Below are 15,086 nucleotides of genomic sequence, written 5' to 3' on the forward strand. Positions count from 1 at the left end.
TCAGGCCTTCAGGCGCTCCACGGCCGCTTCGATCCGCTCGTCCGTCGCCGTGAGGGCCACCCGGACGTGCTGGGCACCCGTCGGGCCGTAGAAGTCGCCGGGCGCCACCAGGATCCCGGCCTCGGCGAGCCGCCGCACCGTGACGCGGCCGGGCTCGCCCGCGGTGGCCCACAGGTAGAGGCCGGCCTCGGAGTGGTCGATCCGGTAGCCGGCGGCCTCCATCGCGGCGCGCAGCCGGACCCGGCGCCGGGCGTAGACCTGGGCCTGCGCGGCCACGTGCGCGTCGTCGGCCGCGGCGGCAGCCATCGCCGCCTGCACCGGCCGGGGCACCATCATCCCGGCGTGCTTGCGCACCTCGAGGAGGTCGGCGACGAGCCGCGCGTCGCCCGTGACGAACCCGGCCCGGTAGCCGGCGAGGCTGGACGACTTCGACATCGAGTGCACGGCGAGCAGGCCCTCGTGGGAGCCGCCGCAGACGTCCGGGTGCAGCACCGAGAGGGCGCCGTCGGAAAGCGACAGGTAGCACTCGTCGGACGCGACGACGGCGCCCCGCTCACGGGCCCATTCGACGACCTTGCGCAGGTGCTCGGCCGGCAGCACCCGCCCCGTCGGGTTGGACGGGGAGTTCAGCCACACCAGCGCCACCCGGCGCGGGCCGAGCGCGGTGGTGGAGTCGGACCGGACGAACTGCGCCCCGGCGAGCCGGGCCCCGACCTCGTAGGTGGGGTAGGCGAGCTCGGGGATCACCACCGTGTGCTCGGCGCCGAGCCCGAGCAGCGTGGGCAGCCAGGCGACGAGCTCCTTGGAGCCGATGGTCGGCAGCACCGGGGTCGGGTCGACCGCGACCCCGAACCGGCGGGCCAGCGAGGCGGCGATCGCCTCGCGCAGCGACGCCGGCCCGTGGGTGGTCGGGTAGCCGGGGACGTCGGCGGCCGGGCCGGCGAGCGCCGCCCGCACCACGGCGGGGACGGGGTCGACCGGCGTGCCGACCGAGAGGTCCACGATCCCGCCGGGATGCCCCTCGGCCAGCGCCTTGTCCTCGGCGAGGCTGTCCCAGGGGAAGTCCGGGAGCTCGGCTCTCATCGCTCGGCCTCGCTTGCGCTCGGCCGGCCCGGAGAGAAACTACGCAGCGCGCAGGCGCTGTGCCTGTGGTTCGCTCGCTTACGCTCGCTCACTCGTCGTGCTGCTGAGGCGGCAGGCTCAGGGCGGGCTCGACGTCCCGGTTGACCTTGCCCACCTTCGACGCGCCACCGGGCGAGCCCAGCTCGTCGAAGAAGTCGACGTTGGCCTTGGTGTAGGCGCTCCACTGCTCGGGGACGTCGTCCTCGTAGTAGATGGCCTCGACCGGGCAGACCGGCTCGCACGCACCGCAGTCGACGCACTCGTCCGGGTGGATGTAGAGCATCCGCCCGCCCTCATAGATGCAGTCCACCGGACACTCTTCGATGCACGCCTTGTCGAGCAGGTCGACGCAGGGCTCGGCGATCACATACGTCACGGGTGGTCCTCCACGCGGGCGAACAGGTACCTCGACAGTATGTCTCGCGCTCCGCCCGCTCCGGGAGCCGGGGCGGGTGTGAATCGCGTCGTACGCGAGCGGACGATGGTTCCGTGGAGATCCCGGAGGAGCTGGTCGGTGCCAGGGTGGCGCTGCGGCACCGAATCGGTACCCGCGACGGGCGGCCGCTCCTCACCGACGCCGTCGGTGAGCTCACCGCCGACGGCGCAGGCTCCGTGGTGGTCCGGACCCGGGGCGGGCCGGTGCGCGTCGAACGCTCGGCCGTCGTCGCGGTACGGGCCGTGCCGCCCGCGCCGCCGCGCCGGGCCCCGCTGGCGGCGGTCGTCCGGTTGGAAGGGCTGTGCGCGGACGCCTGGCCCGCGCAGGTGGAGCGGCCCCTCGGGGAGTGGCGCCTGCGCGCCGCGAGCGGCTACACGGGCCGGGCCAACGCGGCGCTCGCGGTCGGCGCCCCGGGCCTTCCGATCGCCGCCGCCCTGGACGGTGTGCGCCGCTTCGCCGACGAGCACGCCGTCCCGGCCCGCGTCCAGGTGCCCGTCGGCTCGCCGTGGGACCGCGCCGTGGCCGCCGAGGGCTGGGTGCTGAACGTCGGCCACGCGAAGGGCGCCGAGGTGTCGGTGCTGGTGGCACCGGTGGCCGACGTCGACCCCCCGCCCGGGCTGCACATCGAGTTGCCGGCCGAGCCGTCCGGCGAATGGTGGCGGCTCGCCGTCGGCGGCCCACCGACCCCGGCTCAGCGCCGGGTCCTCGGCGGCGCGCCCGACACCGCGTTCGGCCTGCTCCGCGACGGGGCCGGCGCCGTGCTCGGGCAGGTGCGCGCCACCGTCGTCGACGACCACGTGCACATCTCGACGCTCGAGGTCGTGCCGGCTGCCCGCCGCCGCGGTCACGCCACCGTCCTGCTCGCCGCCGCCGGGGCATGGGGCCGCGGTCGCGGCGCCCGGTGGGCGGTGCTGCAGGTGGCCCTGCAGAACGACGGGGCCCGCGCGCTGTACGACCGCCTCGGCTACGTCGAGCACCACCGCTACCGCTATCTGGTCCCACCTGCCTGACCGAGCCGTTTCTCGGTCTCGCGGGCGGCCTTCTTCAGGCCTGACCATTCGCCCAGGTACTTCCCCACCACCCCGACCACCGGCACCATGCCGAGTCCCGCGTGCAGGAAGTTGCCGTGCGGGCGCTTGTCGAGCTCGTCCTCCACGGCGAAGAGCGCGCGGCCCAGCCGCCACACCGCCCGCGCCACCAACCCGAGGGTGGGGGTGGTCGCCGGCTTCGCCAGGTCTCCGGTGAGCTCGGCCGCGCGGGCCTCGGCGGCCGCGTCCTCCGATCCGGTGGCCGCCGTGACGGCCAGCTCCCGGCGGAAGAGCACCTCGCCGAGCAGGCCGACGAGCTGGTCCTCGTCCCGGACGCCGTGCTCGCCCGCGATGGCCACCAGCAGCAGGCCCTGCCCGGCCGCCCCGACGGCCTTCGAGACGGGCAACCGGTTGGCGAGGGCCCCGCCGAGCCCCGGCACGGCCGCGATCAGGGTGGTGAACCGGCCCACCCGGCGCACCCACCAGCGCGTGCGGGCCGGTACGCCCATCGCGCCCCACGCCGCCGTGCCCGGGACCTCGACGGCGGCGAGCGCGTCCAGCACCTTGTCGCGCAGCCCGCGCTCCTCGGTGGGCGCGTCCCCGGGGGCGGTCGCCCGCGACCGGAGACCGAACGGGTCGGACTCGCGCAGCCCGTCGAGCACGGGGCGGGTGGCGCGGACGAACGGGCGGAGGATCGCGACGATCACCCGGTCCGGGATGGCCTCAGCCACCCGGCCTCTCCTGGTACTCCCGCTCCATCACCGCGCGCAGCCCCCACAGGCCCGCGCCGATCCCGCCGACGGCCAGCGCCAGGGACTGCCAGTTGGCCAGCAGCATCGAGTCGCCGCCCGGGCCGAAGAGCCCCAGCACGCCGACGGCCACCACCCACGCCGTCAGCGGTGCCCCCGCGACGGCGGGTCGCGCGTCGATCTCACCTGCCTGGCGCACCAGCCACGGCAGCACCAGCACCGACAGCACGACGCCCATCGGCACCGGGATGCCGTGCGTGTAGAGCGGCGTGAACATCAGCCCGAACGCCCCGAGCAGCAGCCCGTCGACGACGAGGAGCACGAGCAGCACGCCGTCGGGCACCAGCGGCTCCTGCTGGTCCGGCGCCAGGATGTTCTCGGCGGTGTCGTCCACGGTCTTCTCAGGCATCCCCGATCTCCCCGAACAGGTCGTCCACCGCCGGCACGGCGCCGTCGACCGGTACGTACTCCTCGGCGTCGAGCAGCGGCTGCGCGACGAGGTTGCTCACCGCGAACGCCGTGACCTCGTCGTCCGACCACACCACCACCTGGGTGGCGTGCGCGCGCATGGCCGCGACCCTCGCCCGGTGCTGCGCCGAGACGTCGACCCGCACGCGGATCGCGTCGTCCGGCACGCTGGGCAGGGCGTCCGGCTCGGGCATCCGGAACGGCAGGCCGGCGCGGCCGGAGAGTTTCGCGAGCCCGGCGTCGAGCGTGGCCCGGCCGACCACGGTGCAGAGCATCCGGGCGGGTACCCGGCGCACGGCGGCGGCAGTGATCTCGTGGGCGCGCACGTGGTCGGGGTGGCCGTAGCCGCCGTCGGGGCCGTAGGTGACGACGACCTGGGGCCGCACCTCCTCCAGGACGGCCACGAGCTGGTCGACCTGCTCGTCGAACGCCTCCGGCCGGGCGAGGGCGCGCGGGTGCAGCCGCTCCGGCATGGCCGCCCGTACCCCGTGCCCGGCCAGCGCCATCCCCGAGTCGCGCCAGCGGCCGATCCCGCCCAGGTAGCGGTGATCGTGCACGCCCAGCGCGGCGCACGCGCCGGCGAGCTCACCGGCGCGGTAGCCGCCGAGCTGGTCGCCGCGTTCGGGCGCGAGCTCGGCGAGCTCCGGCGGGATCACCTCTCCCTGCTCCCCGAGCGTGCAGGTGACGAGCGTGACGGCCGTGTCGGGCTCGCCCGCGTAGCGCGCGATCGTGCCGCCGGTCGAGAGCGTCTCGTCGTCGGGGTGGGCGTGCACGAGCAGCAGCCTCCGCCGGGCAGGGGGTGGCATCACGATCGCACTCTACGTGCGCGGGCAGCCGGCTGTCGGGCCGCCGCCGAACGTGACGAACCGCGTGTGCGCAACCCATTTGTGACCTGACGGGGTTCAACAGACACGATTCGGGCAGCTACTGTCCGGCTCCAACATCACCCGGAATTGCGGCGGGCGCCACACCTGCGTACGCCGTTCGGCGGATATGGGGGGCCATGCGCGCACGACGAGCAGCTGCCTGGGCGGCGCTACCGCTGTCCATCGTCCTGATCACCACGGCCTGCGGTGGCGGGGGTGAGCCGGGGGGCGGCTCCACGGAGGCCGGCGGCGTCACGATCAGTGTGAACGGCACCGAGCCGGAGAACCCGCTCGTGCCGGGCAACACGAACGAGACCGGCGGCGGCAAGATCCTCGACGCGCTGTTCAGCCCGCTCGTCGAGTACGACCCCGAGACCGCGCAGCCCGCCAACCTGGTGGCCGAGTCGATCGAGAGCACCGACTCGCAGGTCTACACGATCAAGCTGAACGACGGTTGGACGTTCCACGACGGCACCCCGGTCACCGCGCAGAGTTTCGTCAAGTCCTGGAACTACACCGCGTACTCCCCCAACGGCCAGCAGAACGGCGCCTTCTTCTCCCACATCCAGGGCTACGACCAGGTGCACACCGAGGACCCGGACGGCACCGCGGGCCCGCAGACGGCACCGGAGCCGGCCGCGCAGGAGATGTCCGGCCTGCGGGTGGTGGACGACCTGACGTTCGAGGTCACCCTGTCCTCGCCGTTCGCGGTGTTCCCGACGATGCTGGGCTACCGGGCGTTCTCGCCGCTCCCCGACCTGTTCTTCAGCGACAAGGCCGCGTTCGAGGCCAACCCGATCGGCAACGGGCCGTTCCGCTTCGTCTCCCGCCAGCCGGGCGCGAACGTGATCGTCGAGCGCTACGAGCCGTGGCCGGGCGAGCCCAAGCCCAGCATCAGCCGGGTGGAGTTCCGCTTCTACGAGTCCGCCGAGGCGGCCTACGCCGACGTCGTGGCGAACAACCTCGACTTCATCGAGGTCATCCCGCCGTCCGGCCTCGCGGGCAACCTCTACCAGACCGACCTCGCCGACCGCAGCATCTCGCGGACCTATCTCGGGGTGCAGCGCCTCGGCTTCCCCCTCTACGACGCGCGGTACCAGAACCCGCAGCTGCGCCAGGCCCTCTCGATGGCCATCGACCGGGAGGCGGTCAACCAACAGATCTTCGGCGGCACCCGGCCGCCGGCGGACGGGCTCGTCGCGCCGGACGTGCCCGGGCGGGTGGCGGGCCAGTGCGGTGAGCTGTGCACCTACCAGCCGGAGCGCGCGCGGCAGATGTTCGAGGCCACCGGGTTCCAGGGCCCGATCGAGCTGACCTCGAACGCCGACTCCGGCAACGCGGAGTGGATCCAGGCCACCTGCGTGAGCATCAGCAACGCCCTCGGCGTGCAGTGCAACTTCGTGCCGGTGCCCACGTTCGGCGAGATCCGCACGGCGATCAACGCCAGGCAGATGAACCAGATCTACCGCAGCAGCTGGGTGGCCGACTACCCGTCGATCGAGAACTTCCTGAACCCGATGTACCGCACCGGCGGCTCGACCAACGACGGCGAGTACTCCAACCCCGCGGTCGACGCGCTGCTCGCCCGGGCGGACGCGGCCACGTCGCGGGAGGAGAGCGACGCCCTCTACCAGGAGGCCGAGCGCATGATCATCCAGGACATGCCGGCGATCCCGGTGTACTTCCAGTCGTTCCAGGCCGGCTGGTCGGAGCGGATGCAGACCGTCACGGTGACGCCGTTCCGCGAGCTCGACCTGGAGAGCGTCACGGTCTCGGAGTAGCAGTGGGGCGCTACATACTTCGACGGCTCCTCCAGCTCGTCCCGGTGTTCATCGGCACGACGTTCCTGATCTACCTGCTCGTCTGGGCCCTCCCGGGTGACCCGTTCGCCGGCAAGTGCGGCGAGCGGGCCTGCCCGGACGCCTACATCACGCGCATGCGGGAGGAGTTCCACCTCGACGAGAACGTGGTCGTCCAGTACCTGCGCTACCTGGGGAACCTGCTGCAGGGCGACTTCGGGCAGACGTTCTCGGGCACGTCGGTCGGCGACCTGATCGCGACCGCCTACCCGGTCACGCTGCGGCTGGCCCTCGTCGCGCTGCTGATCGAGGCCGTCATCGGGGTGCTCGCCGGTGTCCTCACCGGCCTGCGCTCCGGCGGCTTCCTCGACAACCTCGTGCTGGTCACGACGCTCTTCCTGATCTCGATCCCGGTGTTCGTCACGGGATACGTGCTGCAGACCGTGCTCGGTCTGCGGCTCGGGATCATCTCACCGACGGTCTCGTCCGACGCCGGGTTCGGCGAGCTCCTCGTGCCCGGCTTCGTGCTGGCCAGCCTGTCGATGGCCTACGTGGCCCGGCTCACCCGCACGTCCATCGCGGAGAACCGGCGCTCCGACTACGTCCGCACCGCGGTCGCGAAGGGCCTGGAACCACGCAGGGTGGTCGGCGTGCACCTGCTGCGCAACTCGTTGATCCCGGTGGTCACCTTCCTCGGCGTCGACCTGGGCTCCCTCATGAGCGGCGCGATCGTCACCGAGGGCATCTTCAACATCCGCGGCATCGGTGGCCTGATCTTCCGCTCCATCGCCTTGCGGGAGGGCGCCACCGTCACCGGCGTGGTCGTCCTGCTCGTGATCGTCTACCTGCTGATGAACCTGCTGGTGGACGTGGTCTACGCCGTTCTCGACCCGAGGATCCGCTATGTCTGACCCGAGCGTGCTGGGCTCCGCGGTGGCGGAGCCCGGCGCGCCGGCCGCGGGCGGAGCCGACGCCCCCGACCGGGCGCGCAGCCTCGCCTCCGACGCCTGGCACGACCTGCGCAGGCGCCCGCTCTTCCTGATCTCGGTGACGTTGATCGCGTTCCTGCTGGTGCTCGCGGCCTTCCCGCAGCTGTTCACGTCCGTCGACCCGAGCGCGGGTGACCTCGCCCGCAGCCGGCAGCCGCCGTCGGGACAGGCGTGGTTCGGCTACGACCTGCTCGGCCGGGACGTGTACGCCCGGACGATCTACGGCACCCGGGTGTCGATCGTCGTCGGCGTGCTCGCCACGACGATCACCGTGCTCCTCGGCGGCACGCTCGGCATGATCGCCGGCTACCACGGGGGTTGGGTCGACACCCTGGTGTCCCGCCTCACGGACGTCGTCTTCGGCCTGCCGTTCGTGCTCGGCGCGATCGTGATCCTCTCGTCCTTCCGCGAGGCCATCGGCGAGGGCGCCGCCGGGATCACCGCGCTCGTGGTGCTGACGATGGCCGCGCTGTCGTGGCCGGTGTCGATGCGGATCACGCGTTCGGCCGCCATCACCGCCCGCGACCAGGACTACGTCCGCGCCGCCCGAGCGCTCGGCGCCGGACCGGCGCGGGTGATCTGGCGGCACATGCTGCCCAACTGCCTCGCCCCCGTGCTGGTGTACGCCACGATCGCGCTCGGCGCCTTCATCGGCGTCGAGGCCACGCTGTCGTTCCTCGGCATCGGCCTGCGCGACCCCGTCGTCTCGTGGGGCGTGATGATCAGCGAGGCGCGCGACTACATCCGCGTCGCCCCGCACCTGCTCCTGTTCCCGGCCGCGTTCCTCGCCGTCACGGTGCTCGCCTTCGTGATGCTGGGCGACGCGGTGCGCGACGCGTTCGACCCGAAGGGCCGTTGATGCCGACCCCGCTGCTCGAGGTGGACGACCTGCGCGTCGAGTTCCGCACCCGCGACGGTGTGGCGCACGTGCTCAACGGCGTCGACTACCACGTGGACGCCGGGGAGACGCTCGCCGTGCTCGGCGAGTCCGGCTCCGGCAAGAGCGTCACGGCCAACACGGTCATGGGGATCCTGGAGAGCCCGCCCGGCGTCGTCACCGGCGGCGCGGTCCGCTACCGCGGCGAGGAGCTGCTCACCGCCGCTCCGGCCCGGCGCAGGGAGCTGCGCGGCGAGCACATCGCGATGATCTTCCAAGACGCCCTCTCGGCGCTGAACCCGGTGTTCACGGTCGGGTTCCAGATCGCGGAGCAGCTGCGGACGCGGCGCGGCGCGAGCAAGCGCGACGCCGAGGCCCGCGCCGTCGAACTGCTGGACATGGTCGGCATCCCGGGCGCCCGCCAGCGGGTGCGCGACCACCCGCACCAGTTCTCCGGGGGCATGCGGCAGCGCGTCATGATCGCGATGTCGCTCGCGCTCGACCCCGACGTCCTGATCGCCGACGAGCCGACCACCGCCCTCGACGTCACGGTGCAGGCCCAGATCATGGACCTGCTCGCCGAGATCCAGGCCGAACGGCACATGGGCCTGATCCTGATCACGCACGACCTGGGCGTGGTCGCGGAGGTCGCCGACCGGATCGCCGTGATGTATGCGGGCCGGATCGTCGAGCACGCGGACGTGCACTCCCTCTACGCCAACCCCTGCCACCCGTACACCCGGTCGCTGCTGGAGTCGATCCCGCGCGTCGACACGAAGGGCACCAACCTGAAGGCCATCCGCGGGCTGCCACCCAGCCTCACCCGCATCCCGTCCGGCTGCCCGTTCCACCCGCGCTGCCCGATGGCCGTCGAGCGCTGCGCGGACGAGCTGCCCCCGCTCGCGGTGCTGCCGTCCGGCCGGGCGTCGGCGTGCCTGTTCGCCGAGGAGCTGGTGGCCCGATGACCCCGGTTCTCGAGGTCGAGGACCTCGTCAAACACTTCCCGGTGCAGGTCGGCATCGTCCTCAAGCGCACGGTGGGGCACGTGCGGGCCGTCGACGGTGTCTCCTTCCAGCTGCACAAGGGCGAGACGCTCGGTGTGGTCGGCGAGTCCGGCTGCGGGAAGTCGACGCTGGCGCAGGTGCTGATGCGGCTGGAGCCGCCCACGTCGGGCCGGGTCCGGTTCCGCGGGGAGGACGTCTTCGCCAAGCGGGGCAGGGAGCTTTCGGCCCTGCGCCGGTCGATCCAGATCGTGCTGCAGGACCCGTACACGTCGCTGAACCCCCGCATGACCGTGGGCGACATCGTCGGGGAGCCGTTCGACATCCACCCCGACGTCGCCCCGAAGGGCGAGCGCCGCCGGAAGGTGCAGGAGCTGCTCGACGTCGTCGGGCTCAACCCCGAGCACATCAACCGCTACCCGCACCAGTTCTCCGGCGGCCAGCGCCAGCGGATCGGGATCGCCCGCGCGCTCGCGCTGCGGCCCGAGGTGATCATCTGCGACGAGCCGGTGTCGGCGCTCGACGTGTCGATCCAGGCGCAGGTGATGAACCTGCTGGACGAGCTGCAGCGCGAGTTCGGGCTCTCCTACCTCTTCATCGCCCACGACCTCTCCGTGGTGCGCCACCTGTCGGACCGGGTGGCCGTCATGTACCTGGGCAAGATCGTGGAGATCGGGTCGGAGGAGGAGATCTACGGCCGCCCCTCCCACCCCTACACGCAGGCGCTCCTGTCGGCCGTGCCGGTGCCCGACCCGGCCGTCCGGGCCGCGCGCGCCCGCATCCGGCTCACCGGCGACGTCCCGAGCCCGGTCGACCCGCCGAGCGGCTGCCGCTTCCGCACGAGGTGCTGGAAGGCCACGGAGATCTGCGAGGACGAGGAGCCCGCCCTGGTCGTCCGCGGCGGCGGCCACCACGCGAGCGCCTGCCACCACGCGGAGGAGCAGCACCTGCTCCCCTCGTAGCCGCCGCTGCCCGGTTGCACGGAGCACCCCCCGGAGTGCGCCAGGGCGCGGGCGGGTCGGGTGATCGGTCCGAGATGTGCCAACCTGCCCTGACGAGGGCGTTCAGCGCCGTCTCGCAGCGATCAAGGGCGCATGATCGGTCCGAGATGCGGCAGATCGCCCCGCCCGGGGCGCTGAGCGCGGACTCGCAACGATCAGGCCCCCGAATCCATGATCATGTCGACCACCCACCAATCGCGACCGCCAGGTGACCACACGCAGTCGACCTGCCGTCCACGCGAGTGCTCGTACCCAGGTCCGGGAGGCAAGACGAGCATCTCGCAGAGCGCCCACAGGATCGGTCCTTCTCCCACCCGGCCCCGTCCGTACCGCCGCGCGCAAAGCGCCGCGCGCCCACTCGCGCACCCCACGCGAACCACGGGTGCCTACTCGGGGCCTACCCCGACGCATCTCCGACCGACCAACGCGAGGCGCAGCCCGGAATCGCGCCGACCCCACCAACTCGCGGCAACCGAGCCGCGCCCGGCAAGGGCACGATGGCGACGGATGCTCGGCCGTAGCCCGACGAATGCGGCACGGGAGCGTCCGAGCCGGGCTCGTCAGAGCAGGGCTTTGCGCTCCGCGTAGTGGCACGCGGCCGGGTGGCCGTGGCCCCGGTCGACGAGCTCCGGCGGCTGTTCCACACAGGCTTTGCGCTCGGAGTCGCTGAGCTCGTTCGCGAACTTCGGGCAGCGGGTGCGGAAGCGGCAGCCGCTGGGCGGGTCGGCCGGGCTGGGCACGTCGCCGACCACGGTGATCCGCTCGCGGGCTCGCTCCTTGCGCGGGTCCGGCAGCGGGATCGCGGAGATCAGCGCCTGGGTGTACGGGTGGGCCGGGCCCTGGAACAGCTCCTCGGAGGTGCCCGTCTCGACGATCGTGCCCAGGTACATCACAGCGATGCGGTCGGCGATGTGGCGCACCACCGACAGGTCGTGCGACACGAACAGGTAGGACAGGCCGAGCTCGGACTGCAGCTCGTCGAGCAGGTTCAGCACGCCGGCCTGGATGGAGACGTCGAGCGCGGACACCGGCTCGTCGAGCACCAGCACCTTGGGCCGCAGCGCGAGCGCCCTGGCCACCCCGATGCGCTGGCGCTGGCCGCCGGAGAACTCGTGCGGGAACCGGTTGCCGTGCTCGGGCTTGAGACCGACGGTGCGCAGGAGGTCGCGCACGACGGCGCGGCCCTCGTCGCCGTACCGGCCGTGGATGCGCAGCGGCTCGGCGATGATCTCGTTGACCGGCATCCGCGGATCGAGCGATGCGTAGGGGTCCTGGAACACGATCTGGAGGTCGCGGCGCAGCGACCGCATGTCGGAGCGCGAGAGCGCCGTGAGCTCGCGGCCCTGGTAGTGCACCTCCCCGGACGTGGCCGGCTGCAGGTTCAGCAGGACGCGGGCGGTGGTGCTCTTACCGCAGCCCGACTCGCCGACGAGGCCGAGGGTCTCCTGCTCGGCGAGTTCGAACGAGACACCACAGACCGCGTGCACCTCCCCCACCTGGCGGCGCAGCAGTCCGCGGGAGCGCACCGGGAAGTGCTTGACGAGGTTGCGCACGCTCAGCACGGGCGGCGCGGCGACGGGAGCGGTCATGAGGCGTCGTCCTGCGTTTCGCGGTCGGAGGTCTCGCGCACGAACTCGGCGAGCGCTGCCGTGTCGGTGACCCTGGTGCCGAACAGCTGGCTGGGCCCGACGCCAACCAGCTCGTCCGAGAAGTGGCAGGCGGCCGTGTGGTCCGGGTCCGTGGTGGGTCGGAGCGTCGGCTCCTCCTCGTCGCAGACGTCCCGGGCCAGCGGGCAGCGCGGGGTGAACGGGCACCCGGGCGGCATGTTGACCAGCGACGGCGGCGCACCGGGGATCGGGGTGAGCCGCTCGGACGGGCGGTCGAGGCGCGGCAGGCTGCCCAGCAGCCCGAGCGAGTACGGCATGCGCGGGGTGTAGAAGACGTCCTCGGCGCTGCCGCTCTCGACGAGCTTGCCCGCGTACATCACGAGGACGCGGTCGGCCCGCCCGGCGATCACGCCGAGGTCGTGGGTGATCAGCACCATGGCGGCGCCGGTCTCCTCGCGGGCGGTGTCGAGCGCATCCAGGATCTGGGCCTGGACCGTGACGTCGAGGGCGGTCGTCGGTTCGTCGGCGATGATGACGTCCGGGTCGTTGGCCATGGCGATCGCGATGACGACGCGCTGCCGCATCCCGCCCGAGAGCTCGTGCGGGTAGCTGGCCAGCCGCGCCTTCGCGTTGGGGATGCGCACGGTCTCCAGCAGCTCGGCGGCCCGATTCAGGGCGGCGTCCTTGCTGACGTCGTGGTGGGCGCGCACGGCCTCCGCGATCTGGTACCCCACGGTGTAGACGGGGTTCAGCGACGTCATCGGGTCCTGGAAGATCATCGCGATGCGCCGACCGCGGATCTTCGTCAGCTCCCCGTCCGGGGCACCGATCAGTTCCTTGCCGCCGAACCGCACGGAGCCGCCGACCCGGGCCGAGCCGGGCAGGAGCCCCATCACGGCCATCGACGTGACCGACTTCCCGGAACCGGACTCGCCGACGATGCCCAGGACCTCGCCCCGGCGCAGCCGGTAGCTCACCCCACGGACGGCCTGCACCAGGCCGTCGTCGGTGGGGAACCCGACGGTGAGGCCGTCGACCTCCAGCACCACGTCGTGGGACGCGCGGGCTGTCTCGCCCGCGGTCTGCGTCACCGCGAGCAGGTCCTCCGGGCCGGTCATGGAACCTCCTCGCTGGCGCTCGTCAGCCTCATGACCGACGGTGCTGTGTCCGATGGTGACCTCGCAAGCTCGGTCACGAACGCACCTTCGTCTGCTGCGGGTCGAGCGCGTCCCGCAGGCCGTCGCCGATGAAGTTGATGGTCAGGGCGATCAGGATGATGAACAGGCCCGGGAAGTAGAAGAGCCACGGCCGGGTGGTGAGCGCCGTCTGCGCCTCGCTGACCAGGATGCCGAGCGAGGTGTCCGGCGGGCGCACGCCGAAGCCCAGGTAGGACAGCGACGTCTCCAGCAGGATCGCGAGCGCCACGAGGATCGTGGCGTTGACGATGATCGCCCCGAGCGCGTTGGGCACCAGGTGCCGGAAGATGATCCGCGCGTCGCTCGCGCCCAGGGCCTTCGCCGCCTCGATGAACTCCTTCTCCCGCAGCGAGAGCACGACGCCGCGGGCCACCCGGGAGACGTACGCCCAGTACAGGCCGGCGATGACGACGGAGATGAGCCACCAGGAGCCGCCGAAGTTGTGCGCGAGCATCGCGGCGACGGCCAGCAGCGGCAGCGTGAGGACGAGGTCGGAGACCCGCATCATGATCGTGTCGGCGATTCCGCCGAAGTACCCCGCGACCGCGCCCCACACCGTGCCGACGACCGTGGAGAAGAGCGCGACGAGCACGGCGATCTGCAGCGAGATCTGGGTGCCGCGCAGCACCTGCGCGAACTGGTCCTTGCCGGCGGCGTCCGTGCCGAACGGGTGGGCGAGCGACGGTGCGTCGGACTTGTCCGGGGTGAACTCGCCGAAGTCGTACTGCCACAGCGCGCCGCCGACGTAGGCCAGCAGGATCAGCAGCGCGAGCACGACGAGGCTGCCGACGGCCAACCGGTGCTGCAGGAACCGGCGCAGCACGAGTTGGAACTGGCTGCGCTCGGCGACGGTGAACTCGCGCTCCGGTGTCCCGGCGCGGGATTCGGTCGACGGGGCCGTCACGGGCGTCTCAGGCATAGCGGATCCGGGGGTCGAGGACGGCGTAGAGCAGGTCGGCGAGCAGGTTGAACACGATCACCACGGTGGCGGTGACCAGCAGCCACGCCATCACGACGTACACGTCGTCGCTGCGGATCGCGTTGAGGAGCAGGTCGCCCATCCCACGCCATTGGAACACGGTCTCGGTGAGCACGGCGCCGCTGATGATCGAGGCGAGGTCGAGGGCGGTGACCGTGGTGAGCGGGATCAGCGCGTTGCGCAGCGCATGCTTGATCATGACCCGGCGCCGGGACAGGCCCTTCGCCCGTGCCAGCCGCACGTAGTCGCTGTTCATCACCTCGAGCATCGAGGCGCGCTGGTAGCGGCTCCACGCGGCGTAGGAGATCAACGCCAGCGAGATGGTGGGCAGGATCATGTGCCCCGCGATGTCGGCCACCTGCGCCCCGAAGCCCTGCGGGAGCGGCACCGAGGAGTCGCCGATCGTGTAGATGACCTGCTCGTCCACGGCGTTGTTGAAGTCGATCCCCGCCTGCTTGAGCAGGATCGCGAGCCAGAACGCCGGCATCGCGAGGAACAGGAAGCCGAGGAACGTGGCCGCGTAGTCGGTCTTGGAGTACTGCTTCACCGCGCTGATCACGCCGACCACGACGGCGAGGACGAGCGCCAGGATCATCGCGATCACGATCAGGCGCATCGTGACCACGAAACGGCCGGCCACCTCGGTGCCGATGTTCAGGTTCGACTGGACCGACGGGCCGAAGTCGCCGTGGAAGAGCCCGGTGAGCCACATCCAGTACCGCTCGAGGATCGGGTGGTCCAGGCGCAGCCGCGCCGCCTCCAGCGCGATCGACTCCGGCGGGGGCGGCGGATTCCGGTTCAGCAGTGGCGACAGCGGGTTGCCCGACAGCGACGCGAGCATGAAGACGATGAACGACGAGATCAGCAGGATCGGGAGCGACACCGCGATCCGCCGCACGGCAAAGGCGAGCATGGGGGATCTTCCGGGTGGTGGGTACGGCGGGTCGACGGGAGGCTACGCCGCTCCC

The 15,086-nt window shown here is 72.1% G+C and carries 15 protein-coding genes; 6 read left to right on the forward strand and 9 right to left on the reverse strand.

From position 1 onward, the window contains the following. Complete coding sequence (dapC, locus tag ACU436_RS23745; RefSeq protein ID WP_459028780.1) at positions 1-1,083, reverse strand: succinyldiaminopimelate transaminase; 1,083 nt, start codon at positions 1,081-1,083, stop codon at positions 1-3. An 88-nt stretch (positions 1,084-1,171) separates the two neighbouring features. Beyond that, on the reverse strand, positions 1,172-1,498 hold the full coding sequence (gene fdxA / locus ACU436_RS23750) for a ferredoxin (RefSeq protein ID WP_075952372.1): 327 nt from the start codon (positions 1,496-1,498) through the stop codon (positions 1,172-1,174). Positions 1,499-1,611: 113 nt separating this feature from the next. Here fdxA and ACU436_RS23755 point away from each other — a divergent pair, with 113 nt between their 5' ends. Continuing rightward, positions 1,612-2,568: a GNAT family N-acetyltransferase gene (locus tag ACU436_RS23755; protein WP_459028782.1), complete on the forward strand. Its 957-nt coding sequence runs from the start codon at positions 1,612-1,614 to the stop codon at positions 2,566-2,568. Here the strand turns inward: ACU436_RS23755 and ACU436_RS23760 are convergent. From ACU436_RS23760 to mshB, 3 genes are read right to left on the reverse strand one after another with little or no spacing between them, the layout of a single operon-like run. After that, entirely contained in the window at positions 2,547-3,317 is a 771-nt protein-coding gene (locus tag ACU436_RS23760; protein WP_459028784.1) for a hypothetical protein, read from the reverse strand. The two genes, ACU436_RS23755 and ACU436_RS23760, sit on opposite strands and share 22 nt — an antisense overlap. Next, entirely contained in the window at positions 3,310-3,744 is a 435-nt protein-coding gene (locus ACU436_RS23765) for a hypothetical protein (RefSeq protein ID WP_459028786.1), read from the reverse strand. The genes ACU436_RS23760 and ACU436_RS23765 overlap by 8 nt, the downstream gene beginning before the upstream one ends. Further along, entirely contained in the window at positions 3,737-4,609 is an 873-nt protein-coding gene (gene mshB / locus ACU436_RS23770; RefSeq protein ID WP_459029102.1) for an N-acetyl-1-D-myo-inositol-2-amino-2-deoxy-alpha-D-glucopyranoside deacetylase, read from the reverse strand. The genes ACU436_RS23765 and mshB overlap by 8 nt, the downstream gene beginning before the upstream one ends. Positions 4,610-4,806: 197 nt before the next feature. Between mshB and ACU436_RS23775 the strand changes: the two genes are divergently transcribed. Genes ACU436_RS23775 through ACU436_RS23795 form a run of 5 tightly spaced genes read left to right on the forward strand, consistent with a single transcriptional unit; the run spans position 4,807 to position 10,297 of the window. Next, positions 4,807-6,450, forward strand: coding sequence for a peptide ABC transporter substrate-binding protein (locus ACU436_RS23775; RefSeq protein ID WP_459028788.1), 1,644 nt, complete (start codon positions 4,807-4,809; stop codon positions 6,448-6,450). A gap of 2 nt (positions 6,451-6,452) precedes the next feature. Further along, positions 6,453-7,379, forward strand: coding sequence for an ABC transporter permease (locus tag ACU436_RS23780; protein WP_459028790.1), 927 nt, complete (start codon positions 6,453-6,455; stop codon positions 7,377-7,379). Further along, complete coding sequence (locus tag ACU436_RS23785) at positions 7,372-8,316, forward strand: ABC transporter permease (RefSeq protein WP_459028792.1); 945 nt, start codon at positions 7,372-7,374, stop codon at positions 8,314-8,316. Before ACU436_RS23780 ends, ACU436_RS23785 begins: the two co-directional genes overlap by 8 nt. Continuing rightward, positions 8,316-9,299, forward strand: a complete 984-nt coding sequence (locus tag ACU436_RS23790; RefSeq protein WP_459028794.1) for an ABC transporter ATP-binding protein — start codon at positions 8,316-8,318, stop codon at positions 9,297-9,299. Before ACU436_RS23785 ends, ACU436_RS23790 begins: the two co-directional genes overlap by 1 nt. Beyond that, positions 9,296-10,297, forward strand: coding sequence for an ABC transporter ATP-binding protein (locus ACU436_RS23795; RefSeq protein WP_459028795.1), 1,002 nt, complete (start codon positions 9,296-9,298; stop codon positions 10,295-10,297). Before ACU436_RS23790 ends, ACU436_RS23795 begins: the two co-directional genes overlap by 4 nt. Positions 10,298-10,896: 599 nt before the next feature. On the opposite strand, the gene ACU436_RS23800 is transcribed toward ACU436_RS23795, so the two are convergent. The 4 genes from ACU436_RS23800 to ACU436_RS23815 form a co-directional block, all read right to left on the reverse strand. Next, positions 10,897-11,925, reverse strand: coding sequence for an ABC transporter ATP-binding protein (locus ACU436_RS23800; RefSeq protein ID WP_459028796.1), 1,029 nt, complete (start codon positions 11,923-11,925; stop codon positions 10,897-10,899). Next, positions 11,922-13,061: an ABC transporter ATP-binding protein gene (locus ACU436_RS23805; protein WP_459028798.1), complete on the reverse strand. Its 1,140-nt coding sequence runs from the start codon at positions 13,059-13,061 to the stop codon at positions 11,922-11,924. Before ACU436_RS23805 ends, ACU436_RS23800 begins: the two co-directional genes overlap by 4 nt. 73 nt (positions 13,062-13,134) lie before the next feature. Continuing rightward, positions 13,135-14,058 (reverse strand): ABC transporter permease, encoded by a 924-nt coding sequence (locus ACU436_RS23810; RefSeq protein ID WP_459028800.1) that lies wholly within the window; start codon positions 14,056-14,058, stop codon positions 13,135-13,137. Beyond that, the gene (locus tag ACU436_RS23815) at positions 14,051-15,031 is read right to left on the reverse strand and encodes an ABC transporter permease (protein WP_459028802.1); all 981 of its coding nucleotides are present in this window, start codon (positions 15,029-15,031) and stop codon (positions 14,051-14,053) included. Before ACU436_RS23815 ends, ACU436_RS23810 begins: the two co-directional genes overlap by 8 nt. Between the last annotated feature and the right edge of the window lie 55 nt (positions 15,032-15,086).

It is taken from the genome of Pseudonocardia wallangbongensis (assembly GCF_054486945.1).